Source organism: Vibrio sp. VGrn 2, from assembly GCF_009361695.1.
GTDB lineage: Bacteria > Pseudomonadota > Gammaproteobacteria > Enterobacterales > Vibrionaceae > Vibrio > Vibrio diabolicus.
Window position 1 is genome coordinate 343,125 of sequence record NZ_RBWD01000002.1, and the last position, 21,493, is coordinate 364,617.

At 44.1% G+C, this 21,493-nt stretch carries 16 protein-coding genes; 7 read left to right on the forward strand and 9 right to left on the reverse strand.

Annotated elements, in window-relative coordinates:
- Positions 1-79: 79 nt before the first annotated feature.
- Entirely contained in the window at positions 80-667 is a 588-nt protein-coding gene (locus tag D8S93_RS05430; RefSeq protein WP_005393210.1) for a TfoX/Sxy family DNA transformation protein, read from the reverse strand.
- Between the two features lie 369 nt (positions 668-1,036).
- Between D8S93_RS05430 and D8S93_RS05435 the strand changes: the two genes are divergently transcribed.
- From D8S93_RS05435 to D8S93_RS05455, 5 genes are all read left to right on the forward strand, one after another.
- Positions 1,037-1,957, forward strand: a complete 921-nt coding sequence (locus tag D8S93_RS05435) for an HDOD domain-containing protein (protein WP_005393212.1) — start codon at positions 1,037-1,039, stop codon at positions 1,955-1,957.
- A 152-nt stretch (positions 1,958-2,109) separates the two neighbouring features.
- Positions 2,110-3,015, forward strand: coding sequence for a lysine exporter LysO family protein (locus D8S93_RS05440; protein ID WP_152812348.1), 906 nt, complete (start codon positions 2,110-2,112; stop codon positions 3,013-3,015).
- 206 nt (positions 3,016-3,221) lie between these two features.
- The gene (locus D8S93_RS05445; RefSeq protein ID WP_012841922.1) at positions 3,222-3,734 is read left to right on the forward strand and encodes a hypothetical protein; all 513 of its coding nucleotides are present in this window, start codon (positions 3,222-3,224) and stop codon (positions 3,732-3,734) included.
- Between the two features lie 199 nt (positions 3,735-3,933).
- Positions 3,934-5,580 (forward strand): pyridoxal-dependent aspartate 1-decarboxylase PanP, encoded by a 1,647-nt coding sequence (gene panP, locus D8S93_RS05450; protein WP_152812350.1) that lies wholly within the window; start codon positions 3,934-3,936, stop codon positions 5,578-5,580.
- A gap of 311 nt (positions 5,581-5,891) precedes the next feature.
- A complete protein-coding gene (locus D8S93_RS05455; RefSeq protein ID WP_005378021.1) occupies positions 5,892-6,746 on the forward strand; it encodes a MurR/RpiR family transcriptional regulator in 855 nt (284 codons plus the stop codon).
- Between the two features lie 77 nt (positions 6,747-6,823).
- Here D8S93_RS05455 and D8S93_RS05460 read toward each other — a convergent pair whose 3' ends face one another.
- Entirely contained in the window at positions 6,824-8,068 is a 1,245-nt protein-coding gene (locus D8S93_RS05460) for an iron-containing alcohol dehydrogenase (protein ID WP_152812352.1), read from the reverse strand.
- Between the two features lie 377 nt (positions 8,069-8,445).
- Between D8S93_RS05460 and D8S93_RS05470 the strand changes: the two genes are divergently transcribed.
- Both D8S93_RS05470 and D8S93_RS05475 read left to right on the forward strand, forming a co-directional pair.
- A complete protein-coding gene (locus D8S93_RS05470; RefSeq protein WP_005378026.1) occupies positions 8,446-8,712 on the forward strand; it encodes a GrxA family glutaredoxin in 267 nt (88 codons plus the stop codon).
- 174 nt (positions 8,713-8,886) lie between these two features.
- Positions 8,887-10,569, forward strand: coding sequence for an aspartate:alanine antiporter (locus D8S93_RS05475; RefSeq protein WP_006742623.1), 1,683 nt, complete (start codon positions 8,887-8,889; stop codon positions 10,567-10,569).
- 76 nt (positions 10,570-10,645) lie between these two features.
- On the opposite strand, the gene fabV is transcribed toward D8S93_RS05475, so the two are convergent.
- The 7 genes from fabV to D8S93_RS05510 all read right to left on the reverse strand — a co-directional run bounded on the left by fabV (position 10,646) and on the right by D8S93_RS05510 (position 21,447).
- Positions 10,646-11,848 carry an enoyl-ACP reductase FabV gene (gene fabV / locus D8S93_RS05480; protein ID WP_006742624.1) on the reverse strand — a complete coding sequence of 401 codons (1,203 nt, stop codon included), beginning with the start codon at positions 11,846-11,848 and terminating at the stop codon, positions 10,646-10,648.
- A gap of 174 nt (positions 11,849-12,022) precedes the next feature.
- A complete protein-coding gene (locus D8S93_RS05485; protein WP_152812356.1) occupies positions 12,023-14,305 on the reverse strand; it encodes an acyl-CoA dehydrogenase in 2,283 nt (760 codons plus the stop codon).
- Between the two features lie 62 nt (positions 14,306-14,367).
- Entirely contained in the window at positions 14,368-15,012 is a 645-nt protein-coding gene (locus tag D8S93_RS05490; protein WP_005393225.1) for a TetR/AcrR family transcriptional regulator, read from the reverse strand.
- A gap of 724 nt (positions 15,013-15,736) precedes the next feature.
- A complete protein-coding gene (gene nhaA, locus D8S93_RS05495) occupies positions 15,737-16,888 on the reverse strand; it encodes a Na+/H+ antiporter NhaA (RefSeq protein WP_006742626.1) in 1,152 nt (383 codons plus the stop codon).
- Positions 16,889-17,217: 329 nt separating this feature from the next.
- Positions 17,218-18,342, reverse strand: a complete 1,125-nt coding sequence (locus D8S93_RS05500) for a lipocalin-like domain-containing protein (protein WP_046874817.1) — start codon at positions 18,340-18,342, stop codon at positions 17,218-17,220.
- On the reverse strand, positions 18,342-20,795 hold the full coding sequence (locus tag D8S93_RS05505) for an ABC transporter permease (protein WP_005393229.1): 2,454 nt from the start codon (positions 20,793-20,795) through the stop codon (positions 18,342-18,344). Before D8S93_RS05505 ends, D8S93_RS05500 begins: the two co-directional genes overlap by 1 nt.
- The gene (locus D8S93_RS05510) at positions 20,776-21,447 is read right to left on the reverse strand and encodes an ABC transporter ATP-binding protein (protein WP_005393230.1); all 672 of its coding nucleotides are present in this window, start codon (positions 21,445-21,447) and stop codon (positions 20,776-20,778) included. The genes D8S93_RS05505 and D8S93_RS05510 overlap by 20 nt, the downstream gene beginning before the upstream one ends.
- Positions 21,448-21,493: the final 46 nt, after the last annotated feature.

Below are 21,493 nucleotides of genomic sequence, written 5' to 3' on the forward strand. Positions count from 1 at the left end.
CCTTTTTCCGCTTTCAACACTTGCCTTTACGACCCGCTAACTCCATCAAAACGAGTCAATCATCGTGCGTTCAGCTTGCTTACTCACACAGCGCCAGTAACTGCTTTTTACGCGGCTCTTGAATCAGTTTCCAATGAACGCCGTCAGTTGCACCAGCGAATTTCCAAAGCAACTTAACATCAACGTCATTGCCATAAGCCACTTTAACTTTGTTGAAGACTTTTACAGGTCCAAGTTCTAAAAAGGTTTCTACGTCATCAACACCTGCTTTCTTGACCATTCGCTCAAGAGTTAACTGCATATTTGGCAGATCTCTCAAACGTCTACTGGCAGAAGACTTTTGATATTTTCGTTCCTTAATTGAGTATTCAATTGATTTTTGTACCAGTTCATCGAGTCCTGCATATCCGGATTCAAACAAATCTGTTACATCATAATAATTTACGGTTGCCGTCGTCTGTTTTTTGACGTGCTTATATTTTTCGCAATTCAGTTGAGTAAACACTTCGTCCAATCCATTACCACCACGTAAGTAGCAGCAATCATTGCTGACAAGCGCAAACATAGCATCATCGGTGAATAAACCGATACCACCGAACATAGAACGTTTTTGATACTCACTAAAGTTGCGTACATATTTAAAAAAAGCTTGGTCTGTCATGTCCATTGACCTCTTTAATCTGAATAAATTACCCCGATTAGCGATGTCACCAGATAAACAGCAGCTTATAGCGAATTAAAAATGTCGATTTGTTGGCGATATTTTTGTGAGTTGTGCTCACCAACTTGCTTAATCATACTTAACGTTGAAAAATAAGTTAGGACATAGGTCACATATAAAAAAGTATATATTCAGCATACGTGATTAGTTTCACACTTATTATTCATGTGGTGATATTTTTTTGACGCACGGCATGCCCAAAACACGCCATCATTATGATCTCGCTGGCAATTACGAGCACGTGATACGCATTTAATTGATAAAGAATACGCTGTAAGGGTACACTGTACGAAAGATCTCAAGTACAGCGTCACAATGGAACATTTATCATTTTTTTGGCTGCCAAATAATAAAGATAAGCTTATAAACGCACTGGAATCCGAGTTTGCTCAGCTGGTAGAACAGTCCATCTCAACGGGTAAGATTTCATTACCCCCTATTCCTGATGTCGTGCTTAAAATTCAGCAGTTATGTGTCGAAGAACACACCACTATTTCAGATGTTGCTAACTGTTTGTTAGAAGATCCCGGCTTGGCGGCGGTCGTTCTACGAGTAGCAAACTCTGTAATTTTCAATCGTAGAAACATTACCTGCAACGACTTAACCACCGCGGTATCTCGCCTTGGTATACTGCGCGTGCGTGATATTGTTACCGCACAAGCGATTGAACAACTTAAACATTCAGTAAATTTAACCAAAGAATGTAATGCTATCTTGGTGAAAAGTGCAGCGGTATCCCGAGAACTCGGTGCCGTCATGGTGATATTGGTTCAAGCGTTTCGTAAACACGAGCCAGGTACTTACGGGCACTTGGAGCAAGAAAAAGCATTGCTGGTTGGTCTGCTAGCCGATATCGGTTTGTTTTGTCTAATTAACGAGTACCACCTGTACTTAGATAGAGGCAATTACCTAGATCCTGAAATTGCGTTGCAAATCTTCCAAACTCGTTGTTCAGCAACAAGCAAACTGGTGCTCGAGCGCTGGGGATTTGACAATGACTTTAGAGAGGTCTCCTCAAACGAGAAGTACGAGCAAACGCGACCGGAAGTGAGTTATTTAGACATTGCAAGAATCGCGCATCACCTATTGATGTTCCGCAATCATGATGAACGCATTGATGAACACGAAGTTGAATTCAACTTAACAGGTGCAGAGGTCTTGTATGAACTCAGCAATATGAGTGATACTGACTTCAATGACCAAATACGTGCAGTGCTAAGTGCTAGCGGCTTGTAATTTATCGTTTTCTCACACCTAATTCGCGATAAACGATTCGCTCAAGGCTGAGCAGCGTTTGGTATTTGGTGAAATATCTCTCTAATTTCAACCGATAAATAATTTGATTTATGTGTGTTGGTATTATCTCAAAAAAGGAATCATAGAGCTTTATGTTCTCAGGGATGCTATTTATTTTCGCTCCACTTGTTGTGGGGTATCTAATTCCTATATCTCGAGCCTCGTTACTGGAGAAGATCAATCAATCAACGTCCTACCTTATTTACGTCATTTTGTCGTTGATGGGACTTAGCCTAGCAGCGCTCGATAACTTAAGTAGCAACTTACAGAGTATTCTCCTCTATGCGAGTACTTTCTTTTTATGTTTAAGTATCTGTAATCTGTTGGCGCTGCCTATTATCGATAGGATTATTCCTCTCCAGACCAATCAGAATCAAAAGAAGCTGCCACTATCCTCGATGGCTTTAGAATCAGTAAAGCTGATTGTTGTCGTTGGTGGCGGGCTAGTAGTTGGTCTGCTGTTACCCATCGATTTAAGTTGGGTGGATACAGCGAGCGAATGGATACTCTTCCTGCTCCTATTTTTTATTGGTATTCAGCTTCGCAACAGTGGTCTTACTCTTCGCCAAATTCTATTAAATAAACAGGGTATGGCCATTGCGGCAGTTGTGATCGCAACATGTATGCTTGGTGGCGTTATTGCAGCGATACTTTTGGACCTTCCTCTCTATCAAGCCCTCGCGATGGCTTCAGGCTTTGGCTGGTATTCACTCGCAGGAATTTTGATGGGAGACGCTTTTGGCCCCGTGTTTGGGGGAGCATCTTTCCTGATCGAATTGATGAGAGAGCTGGTCGCGCTGGTAGCCATTCCTCTCTTTATTCGCAGCTATCCGTGCACAGCAATTGGTTATGCAGGGGCAACAGCGATGGACTTTACCCTACCTGTCATTCAGACTACAGGTGGTGTGCGTTGTGTCCCAGTCGCCATCGTTAGTGGGTTTATTTTGAGTTTACTGGTACCAGTTATGATGCTTTTCTTTGTATCACTTGCTAGCTAGATCTCAGGTTTTCGCTTTAACATCCATTACAATACGGCAAAAATTCAAATACCCAGTTAACGTCAAAGTGATCAAGATTTTGGCAATAATCCGCTTTCCTTTTGTCAATTAGCCCAATGATTTATCACGACTAAAGAGAAAGAAGGGTGAAACATCAACTTATGTGCCTTGCGTTAATAAAGGGATAACAACCAGAAGGAAGAAGAATGAAACGCTTTGTCGTTGCAGCGCTCCTCGCTACAAGCTCAACTTTTACGTTTGCCGCAGATCAACAATGTCTTGCCAGCAAATACGACGGCTATGTTGATGCCTCACTACAGTGGTATCAAGATCTTGTTGATTTGACGGTTACCCAGTATCCAGATCTAAAAGAAGTTAGCCAGTGGTTCTTGGACGGCCGTAAACATCACTTTGAATTAAACCGTGAAGCAGTTCACTACTTTCTAGAGAACGATCCTAGCCGTGTTGCAACAGAACAGCCAATCGAAGCATGGCTAAAATTAGAACAACACGACGTTAAGCAGCTAGCAAGCCGAAGTGATAAGCTAGGTGAAGTCGCAAAACAAACGTTTAGTGACCGTCAATCGACTAACCACCCAAAAAACTACGAGCTTCGTTCAGCATTCGCCGACCTGCTTAGCCATCCACAACAAATTGATACCGCGCTTAATAAGTACAATCAGTCAATAGAGAAGATTGAAAAGCAGAAGTGTGATTAATTAATCGTTGGGGATGCTCGAAAACACCGAGTGTTTTAACACATTAAAATCAACGATTTTTTAATGCGAAGATTGTAATCCTCACCTAAAATTTTCATTTCAGCAACATGGGTTTCAATAATTAAAACGGGACTTTGCGCCCGTTTTAGTTTAGATTGTGCCGCTCGCATTACCAAAATAACTACAAAGATTCTTTGCTATGGTTAAGGAACAAAAAACCGCTGACGTTAGCTTTGAGAGCTTGCTAAAGATCTTCACTGTCCCAGAAGGTCCTGACTCAACGTTAACCAAAATTGACGAGAGCCTCTCGCGAAACCTAAATCAATTTCTTCGTGAACACATCGTGGCAGAAGAAAAGCCTTTACGCGAAATCGAAAAAGACTTTTCTTCTGCTCAGATTCCTGAGCAACCAGAGTTCGTGTCAGATCATACAGAACACTTACTCGACACTTTGGTGTCGCACTCCGTTCACACTTCTTCACCAAGCTTCATTGGTCATATGACATCGGCGCTGCCTTATTTCTTGATGCCACTGTCAAAGATCATGATCGCCTTAAACCAAAACCTGGTAAAGATAGAGACTTCTAAAGCCTTTACCCCGCTTGAACGTCAAGTTTTGGGCATGCTACATCGCTTGATCTATGGTCAGAGCGATACGTTTTACGATCAGTGGATGCATAGCGCAAACCACTCATTGGGCGCATTTTGCTCCGGCGGTACCATTGCCAATATCACTGCACTTTGGGTAGCACGTAACAAGGCGTTAAGAGCCAATGGTTCATTTAAAGGCGTTGAGAAAGAAGGCCTATTTAAAGCCATGAAGCATTATGGCTACGATGGCTTAGCGGTATTGGTGTCTGAGCGTGGTCACTACTCCCTTAAGAAAGCAGCCGATGTACTAGGTTTAGGTCAAGAAGGCTTGGTTGCGGTTAAAACGGATGCCAACAACCGTATTATTGTCGACGACCTTAAAGCGAAAATTGTTGAACTAGAGAAACAAAACATCAAGCCTATTGCTGTTATTGGTGTAGCTGGTACAACAGAGACAGGTAATGTCGACCCGCTACCTGAAATCGCAGAAGTCTGCCAAGCTCACGGTTGTCATTTCCATGTGGATGCCGCATGGGGTGGCGCAACACTTATGTCTAATCACCACCGTCACCTTCTTAACGGTGTGGAAATGGCAGACTCAGTAACCATTGATGCGCACAAGCAACTCTACATCCCGATGGGCGCTGGTATGGTTCTGTTCAAAGATCCTGACGCAATGAAATCCATAGAGCATCACGCTCAATATATCTTGCGTAAAGGCTCAAAAGACCTAGGCAGCCATACATTAGAAGGCTCTCGTTCGGGCATGGCAATGTTAGTCTATGCCGCAATGCACATCATCAGCCGCCCTGGCTATGAGCTGCTGATAGACCAAAGCATTGAAAAAGCTCGCTACTTTGCAGATTTAATCAAGCAGCAAGATGATTTCGAATTGGTTTCTGAACCAGAGCTTTGTCTCCTCACGTACCGCTACTTGCCGCCATTCATCCGTGAGGCATTAGCAAAAGCGGAAGGTTCACAAAAAGAACAACTGAATGAACTGATTAATGAATTAACACAGTTTATTCAAAAGCGTCAGCGCGAAACGGGCAAATCGTTTGTTTCACGTACAAGACTGAACCCAGACCAATGGCAGCGCGTGAACACGATTGTGTTCCGAGTGGTTTTGGCTAATCCGCTGACGACCAAAGAGATTTTGAGTTCGGTGCTTGATGAACAGCGTGAAATCGCCAAGCAAGCACCAAATTTGATGGAAAGAATTCAGCAGGTGGTCACTGATATCCAATCGTCTTAATGGCCCGAAAGAGTTACATCAATTTGAAATTTTTTTTCGTTTTGATGTAACTCAAACATCATTCTCGTGCGACTGGCGCAACAAAACATCGATTACACATCCAATTCTGTAGTTTTTACAACATTTTGTTTGAGGCCTGTCAAATTCTCACTAAATAGTATCCGTTATTGGTTTAGACTGATTGAAGATCAGGTTTATACTGATTCTATGGCGCTGGTTGTTTTCGTTAACGCCCCACTCTACCCTGGAATCTTCGTGTTTCCTTTCGTTAACAGAGCCAGCGAGTTGTTCTCTATACCCTCGTGAACACTATGAATACATTAGAAAAAATTCAAAAAAACCTGGAGAATTTCAGTAAGTCAGAGCGCAAAGTTGCGGAAGTAATTATGGCGTCTCCACAAACTGCAATTCATTCAAGCATTGCAACGTTGGCTAAAATGGCTGATGTTAGTGAGCCCACTGTAAACCGCTTCTGTCGTCGTCTGGACACCAAGGGCTTTCCAGATTTTAAGCTTCACTTGGCACAGAGCCTAGCCAACGGTACCCCTTACGTTAACCGTAACGTGGAAGAAGACGATGGCCCAGACGCGTACACCCATAAGATTTTCGAATCGACCATGGCGTGTTTAGATGTCGCGAAAAACAGTTTAGATCCAATGCAAGTGAACCGTGCGGTCGATTTGCTAACGCAAGCGAAACGCATTTCATTCTTTGGCCTTGGTGCATCATCTTCTGTAGCCCGAGACGCACAAAACAAGTTTATTCGCTTTAACATTCCAATTACTTGTTTTGAAGACATTGTCATGCAGCGCATGAGTTGTATTAACTGCAGTGATAATGATGTTGTGGTTCTTATTTCTCACACAGGTCGAACGAAGAGTCAGGTCGAAATAGCAAACCTTGCTCGTGAAAACGGCGCGACGGTCATTGCGATTACAGCAAAGGACTCACCGCTAGAAAAGGCAAGTTCACTCGCTATTACGCTTGATATTCCTGAAGATACCGACGTTTATATGCCAATGGCGAGTCGAGTTGTACAGATGACGGTGATTGATGTACTGGCAACTGGCTTCACACTTCGCCGTGGTACAGGTTTCCGAGAGAACCTAAAACGCGTAAAAGATGCGTTGAAAGACAGTCGCTATGACAAGCTAAGTCAGTACTAAGTCCTGCTGTTTAGTGAAAGTTTAATAAAGGGGAGCTCAACGCTCCCCTTTTTTTCAATGTGCTTTAGATCAATACATCAACCCAAGTCGTTCACACTCGATAAGTCCGTTCTTGATTCAAGCACTTCTACAGAGCTCACGTGTTGTGTGCTCTCTGCCACACACTCTCCACTGCAATCACAGACTTGCTGCAATATGTATATCAAACGTTCCTGATTAAGGGGTAACGGGTTGCCTTTGATCGCCATCGACTTAAGCGCATCGTTCGCCACTTGTTCAAAAGAAGTTTGGCATACTCCGAATTGGCCAAGTAACGGCAACGCTAACTTATCTAACACCATATTTACCCAAAGAACCCCATCGTGCTCATTCGCGTTCGCACGATCGGTAACCAATTGGGCAAGTTTACGATAACGACTTATCACATCATTCCTGCCAGCGAGCTTCGCGGCGTTAATATTTTCCTGCATCACATGCGGTGCAAGACGCGCCGTGATCACGCTGTGGGGAGCATCTAACTTACCTCCTAACGCCGACGCAAGCCCATGCGCAGCACCTAATTTGGCATTAGTAATGGCCATGCCACCGAGCAACGCAGCGAACGATAAATCCGACCGAGCCTTATGATTATCTTGCTTACAAGCAGCAATCACTGAACGGCTTAAACGACGAAGTCCCTCTTCGCACACCATATCTGTAAGAGGGTTTGGCTCACCACACACATACGCTTCCATCAAATGAGTGAACGCATCCATCGCGCCACGCCCGGATGTGTATTGATCGGTTCCATAAGTGAGCGTCGGATCCACAATGGCAACGTCTGCCAGCATATCTGGGCTTCGAAGACTCACTTTCACTTTATCTTGTCCAGACTTCAACACCGCATTTCGAGTCACCTCTGAACCCGTGCTTGCTGTCGTAGGAATTGCAATAAAATGAAGAGGTTTTGCCTTCAATGGTACGTTTCTTCCTACCACTTCGACGTAATCGTAAACATTGCCTTGATTAGGAATAATAGCGGCTAGAGCTTTACCCATATCGATGACACTGCCACCGCCAATAGCAATCACCATATCAGGCTGGAATTTTCTACCGAGTACCGCGGTCTCTTCTACCATTGTGATATAAGGTTCGCCATTGATTGCTACGTGTTGGTAACGCATATTTTGAGCTTTAAGGTAGTTAATGATGGGCGTGGCTCGTTGGGTTTCCTTCCCGGTTACCAGCAAAACACTGTAACCAAATTGGTTGATAACGGATAATGAAGACTGAAGTGCACCTTCACCAAATATAATCCTTGTTGCAGTCATAAACTGAAACATACACATCCTCCCAAAATAATATACCCAAATAACCTCTTGCCCTCTGATTTAACACTTATGTAAGAGTTGAAGTCATTTGCGTATAGCCAGATTAGATTGCTATGTTTTTGAATAAAAAAAATTGACCAATTCCACCTTGCCATCATTAACCCCTTAAAATGTATGTTTTTTATGCGTCACTTCACATACTTTAGAGCCATAGAATAAGGGAGCGCGTTTAGTTTTTATTCGATAGATTTCACCTATAGAACCAAGAGGTAATTGCCGCTTTATTTCCGTATCTGGATCGGGCATAGTTACTGCAACAAAAGAGAGCGCACTCAGCCGCTATGTTTTGTACGCTTTCAAAAAAGAATAGATTTAGGAGAAATAAGATTATGTTCGTTGTTATCTTTGGTCGCCCTGCATGTCCTTTCTGTGTTCGTGCAAAAGAACACGCAGAAACGCTAAAAGCGAAGCGTGACGACTTCAACTACCGTTACGTTGATATCCATGCTGAAGGTATTTCTAAAGCAGATCTTGAGAAAACAGTTGGTAAACCAGTTGAAACTGTTCCTCAAATCTTTATCGACCAAGAGCACATCGGTGGCTGCGACGAGTTCGAAGCATACGCGAAAGAGCACCTAGGTCTATTTGACGAGTAATAAAGACAGTTTTTAAGAAAGCCGCTTCATGCGGCTTTTTTATTATTTTTCAGTTGGTTATTACCTTACGTCAACTAATGGTAAAACCTAAAAAAATTCACTTATCTTTTTGCTATATTTAGTTACAATTCGCAATTCTTAATCTTTTTGGCACACACTTTACCGAGCCACACAGTGAACATAGACGTCGTATACCTTCTTGAGCAAAACCCTATCCTTCTAATCTTCGTCGTATTAGCCATTGGCCTTGCCATCGGAAAAATCCGATTTGGCAAATTACAACTAGGCAACTCCATAGGCGTTCTAATTACCTCGTTGGTAATGGGTCACCTTGGCTTCTCATTCAATGCAGAAGCATTAACCATTGGCTTTATGCTGTTTATCTATTGCGTTGGCATTGAAGCTGGACCAAACTTTTTTGGCATATTCTTCAGAGATGGTAAGCATTACTTTATTTTAAGTATGACCGTTCTCGTGTCCGCAGTCAGCTTAACGTATGGCTTGAGCCACTATTTCGGCCTCGACTTTGGCTTATCAGCCGGTATGATGGCCGGCGCGTTGACAGCAACACCAGTGCTAGTTGGTGCTCAAGATGCTCTTAACTCTGGCCTTGCGACTATACCGCGCAATATGGATTTTTCTTTGGTATTAGAAAATCTATCCGTGGGTTACGCGATGGCTTATCTGGTCGGCCTAATAAGCATGATCATGTTCGCGAAGCTGTTGCCAAAACTACAGAAGCAGAATCTGTCTGATTCTGCGCAGCAAATTGCTCAAGAACGTGGCCTTGGAAATTCAAGCCAAAGAAAAGTGTACTTACCGATTATTCGTGCTTACCGAGTCGGCCCAGAATTGATTGACTGGACTGACGGTAAGAACTTGCGTGAACTGGGCATTTATCGTCAAACTGGCTGTTACATTGAGCGAATCCGCCGTAACGGTATTCTCGCCCATCCAGATGGTGATGCCATTTTGCAAGAGGGTGATGAAATTGCACTGGTTGGCTTCCCTGATAGCCATGCTCGCTTGGATCCTAGCTTCCGCAACGGAAAAGAAGTATTTGATCGTAACTTGCTTGATTTGCGCATCGTTGAAGAAGAAATTGTCGTAAAAAGTGACGCTATCGCAGGCAAGCGTTTATCTGATTTAAACTTATCTGAGTTTGGCTGTTTCTTAAACCGCGTGGTACGTGCGCAAATAGAAATGCCGATGGACTTAGACATTGTGCTCGCTAAAGGGGACGTCCTTCAGGTGAGCGGCGAGAAAAGCCGAGTACATGGACTCGCGGAAAAAATCGGTTTCATCTCGATCCACAGTCAAATGGCCGATTTACTCGCTTTTTGCAGCTTCTTTATTTTGGGTATTCTGTTTGGCCTCATCACGATGACATTCGGCCAGGTTTCGTTCAGCTTGGGTAACGCGGTAGGTCTTTTGTTATCTGGTATTACACTTGGTTTCTTACGAGCAAATCACCCTACTTTCGGCTATGTCCCGCAGGGGGCGCTGAATATGGTCAAAGATTTGGGTTTGATGTTCTTTATGGTGGGAATAGGTCTAAGTGCAGGCGGAAAGATGTTCGAACACTTGACTCAAGTTGGTCCAAAAGTGATTGGTCTAGCATTCATTGTTAGTGTTGTGCCTGTGGTATTGGCCTATTTAGTGGGCGCGCACATACTCAAGATGAACCGTGCCCTGCTCTTCGGTGCCATTATTGGTGCCCGAACTTGTGCCCCAGCTATGGATGTCGTCAACGACTACGCTAAATCCACCATCCCAGCTCTTGGCTATGCGGGTACCTATGCGATTGCCAATATTCTGATGACGTTAGCCGGTACGATCCTGATAATATTAAGTTAATAACTTTGACTGATGAAAGCAAAAAAGGCGCTCAATGAGCGCCTTTTGTATATCGGTTGTCTAATCAGTCATTCGATTAGATTTGGATAAAATCAGCTTCAACCGCTGGATTTACATCCGCTTCGTAATCTACGCCTTCAACACCGAAACCAAATAGTTTCAAGAACTCTTCTTTGTACTCTACGTAGTCAGTCAGTTCTTTTAGGTTCTCAGTCGTAATTTGAGGCCATAGTTCACGACAGTGCTGCTGAATGTCGTCACGAAGTTCCCAATCATCCAGACGTAGACGGTTCATCTCATCCACTTCTGCTGCGCTACCATCTTCTTTGTACAGACGTTGGCTGAACATACGGTAGATTTGTTCCATACAGCCTTCGTGTACGCCTTCTTCGCGCATTTTCTTGAATACCATTGCAATGTACAGTGGCATAACAGGAATTGCGGAACTTGCCTGAGTTACAACAGATTTAAGTACAGCAACATTTGCACTGCCGCCTGTCGCTGCTAACTTGTCGTTTAGCGCTTTCGCCGCACGATCTAGGTCCATTTTCGCTTTACCTAGTGCGCCATCCCAGTAGATTGGCCAAGTTAGCTCAGTACCAATGTAGCTGTACGCGACTGTCTTACAGCCTTCAGCAAGAACACCAGCATCAGACAGTGCATTGATCCAAAGTTCCCAGTCTTCACCGCCCATAACGGTTACTGTGTCTTTGATTTCTTCTTCTGTTGCTGGCTCAACACTTGCTTCGATGATCACATCTTTGTTGGTATCAACAGCAGTTGATGTGTAAGTTTCACCTATAGGCTTAAGCGCTGAACGAACTAGCTCGCCAGTTTCTGGCATTTTACGTACTGGGGAAGCCAGTGAGTAAACCACCATATCGATCTGACCTAAATCTTCTTTGATCAGTTCGATAGTTTTCTGTTTCGCTTCATTTGAGAAAGCGTCGCCGTTTAGGCTTTTTGCGTACAGGCCTTCTTCACGCGCTAGCTTTTCAAAAGCAGCCGCATTGTAGAAGCCTGCCGTACCTGGTTTCTTCTCCGTACCTTCTTTTTCGAAGAAAACACCGATAGTTGATGCACCGCCACCAAATGCCGCAGCGATACGAGAAGATAGACCGTAGCCACTTGATGCACCGACAACAAGAACGCGCTTAGGTGCGTTTTTGATTGGGCCTTGCGCTTTAGTGTACGCAATTTGTTCTTTTACGTTAGCTTCACAACCAACAGGGTGCGTTGTAGTACAGATAAATCCACGAATTCTAGGTTTGATGATCATATTCAACTTCCTTTAAAAAACCTTGTTAGGATAAAAGTTTCGTCGGGATTTCGCATCTAATTTCTGTAAAAATGCTCTGAAAAGGCAAGTGGTTGGAGCACTATCCCAACATCCACTCAGCAAGAACACAAAAAAGCACCTCATTGAGGTGCTTTTCTTAGTATTAACGGTTTACTATGCCGCCGGGTTCAAATGCGACTTTTTTGGGCAATCGGTTCGTACTTCAGAAAAGTCATGACTAAAGTGGTCAACTTGAATCGCCTTGTAACGCAATTTGTCTGCCGCCATGATTTGGTCAATTTCTTGCTCAGTTAACACGCCAGCTTCAAATGCTTGCTGCAAACGGTCGTGTAAAAGACCTTTACGAGCCACGTTCCCATCCTTCGCCGCCTTCATAAGCTTACGCTCTAAAGGTTTGATTTCGTACATTGCGAGGAAGGCTTTCTCCATTAAGCCTACGCTGTCGTCGTCGGATTTTCCGATGTAGCAAAGATGCGTGAGTCGATCACGTTGTGCTCCTGGCGTCATCATCGCTTCCGCCAGATTCACACACAGTTCATCGCTTGGCTTATTGAAATGATTGCCAAGTGGGAACAATAACCCTTTCAGCACACCGCCAACGTATTTCACAGGGAAGTTGGTATAAGCCTCATTTAATGACTTAGATGCGTTATACAAACAATGTTGAACGGCGTAGTGGACAAAATCTAGATCGCCTTGTTGACGTCCTTCATCTTCATACTTTTTCAGTGCGGCAGACGCCATATATAGATAACTTAAGCCATCACCCAGACGTGCGGAAATCATTTCTTTACGCTTCAAATCACCGCCTAGTGTTAACATCGCGAAGTCAGCACTAACAGCAAGCGCTCGGCTTAATCTTGTGATTTCTTTGTAGTACTGCTGTGTTGGGCCACTCATGTGTGCTTTGACAAACCGAGAACCAGTTAGCGCCGCGCCAAATGCACCAAATGTATTGCCTACCGCATGTTTGATGTGTTTAAAGAGCAAGTTGTCAAATTCTTTCGCCCCTTGTTCAGAATCTGGATTCGCCGCGGCTTCCATTTCTTTCAGTACATATGGGTGACAACGAGTCGCACCTTGACCAAAAATCATCAGGTTACGAGTCAGAATATTCGCGCCTTCAACAGTGATAGCAACTGGAATACCGAGATAATGTTTAGCAAGATAGTTCATTGGGCCATCTTGAATCGCACGACCCGCATGGATATCAAACGAATCATTTAGAATAGTACGCGCGATTTCCGTCATGTGGTACTTGGCAATCGCGGTTACGATCCCAGGTTTTTCTTTCATATCGAGAGAAGTCGTCGTCAGCGTACGTGTCGCTTCTAGTAGGTAAGTAAGACCACCAATGCGCCCCATTGCTTCTGCGACACCTTCAAACTTACCGATCGACATACCAAACTGTTTACGCACGTAAGCATAAGCACCGGTTGTACGTGTAGTAAGATGACCAATCGCTGTGCCAAGCGCTGGGAGAGAGATACCACGACCAGCAGAAAGACACTCAACCAGCATACGCCAACCTTTACCTGCGTAATCAGCGCCACCGATCAACCAGTCCATAGGGATGAAGACATCTTCACCACGAGTCGGACCATTCATAAATGCAGACCCCAGAGGATCATGGCGCTCGCCTATCTCGACACCTTCATGGTCAGCGGGGATCAGCGCACATGTGATTCCAGCCTCTTTCTTATCACCAAGTAGCCCTTCTGGATCCTGTAGCTTAAATGCTAATCCGAGCACTGTCGCCACTGGCGCAAGTGTGATGTAGCGTTTATTCCAGCTAACTCGCACGCCAAGCACTTCCTTGCCTTCGTGAGTGCCATAACAAACTACGCCTTGATCTGGTATACCACCGGCGTCAGATCCCGCTTCGGGCCCTGTTAATGCAAAACAAGGAATGTCGGTACCATCAGCTAAACGAGGCAACCAGTAATCTTTTTGCTCTTGCGTGCCATAGTGCGATAAAAGCTCACCTGGACCAAGAGAGTTCGGTACCATTACCGATACAGCGGTGCTGATGCTACGAGTCGCAATACGAGAAACAATGGTTGAGTTCGCTAAAGCGGAAAATTCACGACCACCATACGCTTTTGAAATGATCAGTGAGAAAAATCGCTCTTTACGTAAGTACTCCCATACTTCAGGCGGTAAATCCCTGTCTTCTTTGACAATCTTCTGGTCATCAAGCATTTCGAGAAGGGTTTCAAGCTCATTATCCATAAATGACTGCTCTTCTGCTGTCAGTGTCGGCGTTGGATAATGATGCAATGTTGTGAAGTTTGGCTTGCCTGAGAATAGTTCGGCATCCCACCATACACTACCCGCTTCCATCGCCTCTTTCTCAGTACTAGAGAGAGGTGGCAATACTTTTTTGAACACTTTAAAAGCTGGGTCACTAATCCATTTTCTTCGTAGAGAGCTCATAGTTCAGATCCTTTTGTTCACGTAACCGCTCTGGGCATAATTTTATTATTGGTTTAACTTTCTTATTTGTCTTGTGCCAACTGCTTCGCTGACATTCCTGCTGACAAATAAGGAATCAGTAAATCGACGACAGATTTCACATCGACTTCCTTTTCAAATTTACTTTCAGCAAGCTCCGAAAGAGCCTGGCTTGAAGCCATCGTAAATACGCAGGTACCTAGTGTGAAGTGCAGTCGCCAAAACAGCTGCTCCTCACATAGTTCCGGGTTTGCCTTCATTATCGAGAAGGTGAAGAGGTTAAGTACCTCTTCATATCGAGTGGTGATGAACCAACGCAGATGACCTTGTACGTCTGTGTAACCACGGCCAATTAACAACATGAATAATGCAGTACCATTGGGGCGCACATCATTTAATGTACGCAAAGGTAAACGCAATGATTCAAAGACGTCGTCCATGTCGTAGCTATCACGCGTGTTTAACTCTATTAGTGAGGTTTTAATGCTCGGCATGAGCGCTTCTAGGTATCTATCTAAAACCGCTCTAACTAGCGTTTTTTTATCGCCAAAGTGATAATTTACCGATGCTAAGTTGACGTTCGCTTTACCTGTTATCGTTCTTAGCGAAGTATCATTAAAACCATGTTCAGCAAAGAGTCCTTCTGCGACATCGAGTATTTTTTCTTTTGTTGATGTTCTCGGGGCCATTTTAATCACTCGTATTAAACAACTGTTTGAAAATATACTCCTGAAACTTTAGATTAACAAATGATTAACATCACACTTTCACCAATTGGTCTGACCAGAACTTAGAAGGTGTGATCTAATCTTTTGAATTTAAGTCTAATAAGCAAATGATGCTCGCCTGAAGAAAATGACCAAGTTTCGCAAACCATCGTATTTGAAACGCTAGCAATGTCGTTGGGCGGTCGGAGCAGGAGGTGCGGGTTTGAAATGCAATTTAAGTTTATAGCTACTATAGAAAAGAGGGCTATCGAGTTTCAAACCGCCATTAAGTTGGTTACGCTGTTCGCCTCTTCTCTTACTTCTTTACGATACAAGCGGGCAGAAAGAATTAAATCGAATTTTTTTGAAAAAAAATGGAACTGTTTGGAAAAGGCTCGGTCTGAATAAATGTAACAACTAGGGCATTTTAAGTTTCACTGGCCGTCAAACTTGTTTCCATCTAATTGTTACGTTGCTGCTTTTTTCTTATTAACTCCTATGTTTGTATCCGCCCAGTCAAATTTTCGGCTGGGCTTTTTTTCGCCCGCAGATCTACCAACCTACCTTTTTCGATGATTCCGTTCATCTCCATGGTCTAGACATCCGCTCAATACGAAAGTGTCGCTATTAAGTCGCTGATGTACTGAACTATGGGTATAAAAAAGCCTCCCGAGTGGGAGGCTTTACAAAATAGCGCATTTTTATCTTACGCTTGCGCTTTCTTAGGCAAAGAAAAGTGCAGCAAGGCATAGCCAAGTAATGCTGCTGTCGTCGAACCCATTAAGATACCGAGTCGAGCATAGGTATCAAATTCAGGACTTACATTTCCGAACGCTAAAGAGGAAATGAAGATAGACATTGTAAAGCCAATACCACACAACACAGATACCGCAAAGATATGCTTGAAGTTAACACCTTCAGGTAACTTAGCAACGCCCATTTTTACCGCTGCCCAGCTAAAGGTAAAGATACCTAGAGGCTTACCAACCAGTAGACCCAAAGCAATACCGAGTGGCAGCATTGAAGTTAGACCTGACATCGATACGCCTTCTAACGAAATCCCCGCATTGGCAAATGCGAATAGAGGCAGAATACCAAATGCCACGTATGGGTGAAGCGCGTGCTCCATATGTTTAAGTGGAGAATGTTCGCCCTGCTTTCCCTTTAGTGGGATAGCAAAACCAATCACTACACCTGCCAATGTTGCGTGAACACCAGATTTAAGCACCGCGAACCATAAGATCGCACCGACGATCATGTATGGCGTAAGTTTTGTTACTTCCTTCGCATTCAACATGAATAGGACACCAGTCATGATGAAGCCAACAAGCAACGCCATGGTCGACAGGTCACCGGTGTAAAATAGCGCGATAATAACAACCACACCCAAATCATCGATGATAGCAAGCGCTAGCAAGAACACTTTTAGGCTTACTGGTACACGCTTACCTAATAACGCCATGATACCTAAAGCAAAAGCGATATCTGTCGCCGCTGGAATTGCCCAACCAGAAATCGCCTCAGGATCGTTGGCATTAAAGGCTACGTAAATAAGAGCAGGAGCTAACATACCGCCAACCGCTGCAATCGCAGGGAAAATTGCGGTTTCTTTTGATTTTAACGCACCTTCAAGTAGCTCTCGCTTAACTTCAAGGCCAATGAGTAAGAAGAAAACAGCCATTAGGCCGTCATTAATCCAGTGAGAAACTGACATACCAAATACATAAGTATGCAGTACAGATTGATAAGTTTCGCCCAGCGGTGAGTTAGCAATGGTCATCGCAATTGCCGCGGCAATCACGAGAAGAATACCACCAGCTGATTCCATTTTGAAAAAGTCACGAATGACATCGTTCATGGTTTCGTCCTTATATTTATTATCTTAATAAACGATTAACAAAGAATGATAAGAGTGTATAGCGGTCGAAAACTTTAGAATAATCGCTTCTTCAGAGTATAAACTTCGATTTTTCCGATATGAAGTTTACTATACATCGTATTTTCCAACATAACACTCAATTTTGATCACAGCGCGTACTTGTGGTTATCGCGCCAAATGTTTATCAAGATTATGAGAAAATCAGCATAACATGGCATGTACTGTCATGATAACCCCATACTTTTGAGAAAAATTCAGGAAGTTTCATCCACTAAAAAACCACCCATTGGGGTGGTTTTTATCAGAATTTAATAACCGGTGAGCTGCATAAAGCCCCAAGCCTCGTTGGAGCCAGAAGCTAAGGTAGGACCTTCCCAATACGGTATAACAAAAGGAAGCCACATATCTGATTTGATAATACGAGTGGTCAAGTTAATTTGATGCTTTGGAATATTAATAATCCACTGCAAAGGCAGCCTTCTTCCATTTGATAAACTGGTCACTTGCATTGGTTTAATACTGATATCATCATCTGAGAGATTGATGACTTTACCTGAGCGTGTGGACAAGGTGCCAAACACGTGCGGTGTTTGTCCATGGTGGCGATAGCGGCTGACAGTCAGTGCTCGACCATCATCTAAATTGAATACAAACCAATCCCAACCCTGTTGCCCTTCACCAATTAAGCCACTGCCCCACTCTTTCTGAGCCCAAGCAGAACCAGCAACAGAGAAGCGTTTGCCATTAATGTTCAAACTCCCTTTCACCTTTAAAAATGGCGCACTAAAACTGAAAGAGGCAACAGATTGCAACGCGTGTTTAACCTGAAAACCTTTGTCTCCATTCACGACAAAGGGGCCATTTGTCATAGTATTGAGATCTAAACCAAACGTATCGGTAGTCACATTCAAGTTACCAGGGAAAGGCGTTGCACCAAGTGAACGCCACGTCCAATTATCAATCCATAACCTGAAAGGACGATTAGTCATGCCAGCTTGGCCTATCCCGCCTCTCGCTACACGTTGCTCTTTCCAGACGTGCGAACCATGGCTAACGACAACATGTGAAATGTACAGTTGAGGGTTTTGCCATCCGCTGGTTTCTCGCTCGTCTGTCGCGACCCTGAAGTAACTCCATTGAACATTGTATATTTTCCCTTGTTCATCTTTCAGTTTCGCAAAGTAGTGCCACCATTCATGTTGGTACTCAGGATGAAAACGAAAGTCTGACGGTAAAGAGACATGCTCGTCAGGTAATACAGGTTCGAAAATCGTTTGATTTTCACGCGTTAGAATAGAATTAAGCTCGCTTTCTTGTGTCGCTGTCGCTTCCAACCAAAAAGTTGAGTAAAAAGCAGCCCCAGTCAAAAAGGCAAACGTAATAACAATGATCGTTGAAACTAACAAGCGTTTTTTAGAGCCCACTTTTTTCATTACAACGCGTCCCTTAATGACTTCATTGGCGTACTCTTAATCATTCTAATAACTGGCAATGCGCCGGCAATCATGATGGCAAGCATCGCCCAAGCAATAGTTTGAGCGTATTCCCAAGGGATCGTTTGAAGCTCCAGAGACCAACCGAATGATTGCTTAATGATAATATCAACGATCAAGTGTGCAAGTGCCAGACCAAGTGGCACCGCAATAATCGCGGAAATGGCCCCGAAGACAAACAACTGCAAACCACCCAATGCGACAAGTTCCTTTCCGGATACACCCATACATCTCAGCAAAGAGAAGTGCCGCTGCCGCGACAACTCGCCCGCCAATGTCGCGAAGAATAAACCAAACACAGCAATAATCAGTGTGATGTTGCCCAAGGTTCCTGCAATAGCGAAGGTATGATCAAATACCCTCATTGCCTGACTATAAATATTACCATTATCAAACACACGGTCTTGCGGGAGGCGGAATACATTTTCTAAGCGATTTTTCAGCCCCTCCCCATTAACGCTATCTTTTAACACTACACCAAGGCCAACATTGCCCGTCCCTGCAAATGCATACAGCCAATTCCGGTGCGACATCATCACCTGGTTATACGGGTTTCCATAATCGTAATAAACACCAACGACTTGCCAGTCTCCACCCAGTGGTTCCTGCAAGTTAATGAAGTCTCCTGGGCGAATATCCAACTTCAAGGCCATCGATTCACTCACCATCAAGCTCTTGGTCGCGTGCAGTTGATACCAGTAATTCGGGACACCTAGTTTTACCGTCAGTGCATCTAGCTCACCTTCAGAAGAGCCTGTACTCACCACTTGCAAAGCACCATGTTCGGTTGGCATATCTTTTTCCCAACGCCACCAAACCGAGTTGACTTCTGGTTGGTTTTGCAGCCACGCACTCATCCGAGCTGCTGAGTTATTTGTCGGATAGATATAAATATCCGCTGCTAATCGCTGGCTGAGCCATTTATCGGTTGTATCCCTAAAGCTGCCTACCATCGTTTCTACGCCGATATTTGCCGCCAGTGCCAACATAAACGCCATTGTTGCCACACCGCGATAACTCATGCTCGCAGCTGCATCGGCAAAAAACCAACGTACACGTACCCAACGCATGGTGTAAGAAAAGCTCTGGAACATATGCCACATAATAAATGGCATGAACAAGGCCACACTAACCAACATCAGCGCAATAATGGCAAAGCCAGTTTCTTGTGTTTTCGGTGCTTGATACACTGCGATTGCCGCGACACAAAACGCACACGCAGCAAGAGCCTGCCAAGAGAACTCACGCCCTGCAAATCGCATTAATGACAGTCGAGAAGATAGACGAATTGGCTGTGACTTCAACAAACGAATCAATGGCCACAAACACGATATTAATGCGCCCATCGCTGCCATGATCAGACTATATAAGCTGGACTGCCAAGACCATCCTATTGTTAAGCCTACGTTGGCATCGTACAAATCGCTCAGGCTCGATGAGACTGCAGGGATCAGCTCATTTGCCAAGATCAAACCAAAAAAGTTACCACACGCCCACGCAATAAAGACGAGCAACGACAACTCTAACAACAATGCTTGAGCCAACTGCGTTCCGTTGACCCCCGTCTGTCTCAAAATACCCACCAAACGTTGTCGCTGAATAAATGACAAAGACATCGCTTGATAAAAAATAAACAACCCGACCAAAAATGACAGCATCCCCATCGCAGTGAGATTCATGTGGAATGCATTAGTTAACGACTCAAGCTCCGTACGCGTATTCCTAACGAGCGTCATGCCATTGGGAAGCATATTTTTCAGTGCTATTAGCTTTTCCTCTGGCATTTCACCACAAGAAATCGCAGATAAACCTGAGCTCCGCTTGAGCATACGCAACAACGATATATCAGTAACCAGTCGAGTCCCTGAGAGCATTTTGTTTTTATCGACTTGAATCGGTCCGAGACGACTTCCGTCATTCATCTCAATAAAGTCCCCATCCTGCCAACTCATGTAAGCGGCCAAATCTTGACTGACTAGAATGGGATAAGGAGGTTTCATTAATGATAGAACGGGCATCTCACCCAAAGATTTGCCTTGCTGCAATGGAATCATCGCGACAGGATCAATCCCCACCAGCATCAAGCTCATATCGGTTTTAGCATCTAGATGCAGCACGTCAAACGGCGCACATTGGTTAAACCCAGCTCGACGCAACTGGATATAGAAACCTTGAGGGATTTTATTGGCAGAGTGTTTAGTTCGGATTCGGTATGGCAAAGGATTGGAGAAAAGCTTTTCTCCTGTCGCATAACTTTGTTTTGCATGCTGGTTGATAGAAGTAACACCAACAAGAAGGGACACGCCTAAGGTTAACCCTAGCCAGACAAGAATAATTTGTAGTGGGTAACGACGGTAATGACCGAGTAGTGCCTTAACTACGGGCCATAACATGCAGTTGCCCTCCTTGAAGTCGAATCTTACCTTCCATATGGGCCGCCACTTTTTCACTGTGCGTCACTAACAGCAAAGTACACTCCAGTTGGCGAGCGAGACTCGTCAATAAGCGCATTACCGCTTCTGCGTTTCGCTCGTCTAGGCTACCAGTTGGCTCATCAGCGAGTAGGATTTTAGGTTCCATATAGAGTGCGCGAGCAATAGCAGCACGTTGTTGCTGACCACCAGATGCTTCTTCCGGGTAACGGCCTAGCAGAGGCATTAAATCCAGAGCAGAAAGAATTTGACGCCACAACTCTTTATCTTCTGGCAAACCTTTTAACTGACGACAAAAACGAATATTGTCGGCAATATTGAGCGTAGGAAGCAGGTTGAACTGTTGGAAGATATTACCAATATTGTTGCGGCGATAAAGGGTTCTCAAATGCTCTGGCGCATCATGCATGGCAAAATTTGGAAACTGAACTTCACCAGAGTCTGCAGTATCCAGTCCGGCAATTAAGTTCAGCAAAGTACTTTTACCCGAACCACTTTCTCCCATCAGAGCGACTTGGTCACCTTGCTGTAATGTTAATTCTGCCCCTTGTAATACAGGGTGAAATTCTCCCCCATCTACATAGCCTTTACATAGGTCTGACAGTTTTAACATTGATTATGCCGCTCGGATGGTATTTAAAAATTGGGATCAGAATCTA

What these genes read in the sequence shown, in the direction of transcription:
- D8S93_RS05510 (WP_005393230.1), bottom strand. Translation starts at nt 21,447, where the DNA reads ATGTTAAAACTGTCAGACCTATGTAAAGGCTATGTAGATGGGGGAGAA.
- D8S93_RS05445 (WP_012841922.1), top strand. Translation starts at nt 3,222, where the DNA reads ATGAAACGCTTTGTCGTTGCAGCGCTCCTCGCTACAAGCTCAACTTTT.
- D8S93_RS05470 (WP_005378026.1), top strand. Translation starts at nt 8,446, where the DNA reads ATGTTCGTTGTTATCTTTGGTCGCCCTGCATGTCCTTTCTGTGTTCGT.
- D8S93_RS05490 (WP_005393225.1), bottom strand. Translation starts at nt 15,012, where the DNA reads ATGGCCCCGAGAACATCAACAAAAGAAAAAATACTCGATGTCGCAGAA.
- D8S93_RS05500 (WP_046874817.1), bottom strand. Translation starts at nt 18,342, where the DNA reads ATGAAAAAAGTGGGCTCTAAAAAACGCTTGTTAGTTTCAACGATCATT.
- D8S93_RS05435 (WP_005393212.1), top strand. Translation starts at nt 1,037, where the DNA reads ATGGAACATTTATCATTTTTTTGGCTGCCAAATAATAAAGATAAGCTT.
- D8S93_RS05505 (WP_005393229.1), bottom strand. Translation starts at nt 20,795, where the DNA reads ATGTTATGGCCCGTAGTTAAGGCACTACTCGGTCATTACCGTCGTTAC.
- D8S93_RS05430 (WP_005393210.1), bottom strand. Translation starts at nt 667, where the DNA reads ATGGACATGACAGACCAAGCTTTTTTTAAATATGTACGCAACTTTAGT.
- panP (WP_152812350.1), top strand. Translation starts at nt 3,934, where the DNA reads ATGGTTAAGGAACAAAAAACCGCTGACGTTAGCTTTGAGAGCTTGCTA.
- nhaA (WP_006742626.1), bottom strand. Translation starts at nt 16,888, where the DNA reads ATGAACGATGTCATTCGTGACTTTTTCAAAATGGAATCAGCTGGTGGT.
- D8S93_RS05455 (WP_005378021.1), top strand. Translation starts at nt 5,892, where the DNA reads ATGAATACATTAGAAAAAATTCAAAAAAACCTGGAGAATTTCAGTAAG.
- D8S93_RS05460 (WP_152812352.1), bottom strand. Translation starts at nt 8,068, where the DNA reads ATGTTTCAGTTTATGACTGCAACAAGGATTATATTTGGTGAAGGTGCA.
- D8S93_RS05440 (WP_152812348.1), top strand. Translation starts at nt 2,110, where the DNA reads ATGTTCTCAGGGATGCTATTTATTTTCGCTCCACTTGTTGTGGGGTAT.
- D8S93_RS05485 (WP_152812356.1), bottom strand. Translation starts at nt 14,305, where the DNA reads ATGAGCTCTCTACGAAGAAAATGGATTAGTGACCCAGCTTTTAAAGTG.
- fabV (WP_006742624.1), bottom strand. Translation starts at nt 11,848, where the DNA reads ATGATCATCAAACCTAGAATTCGTGGATTTATCTGTACTACAACGCAC.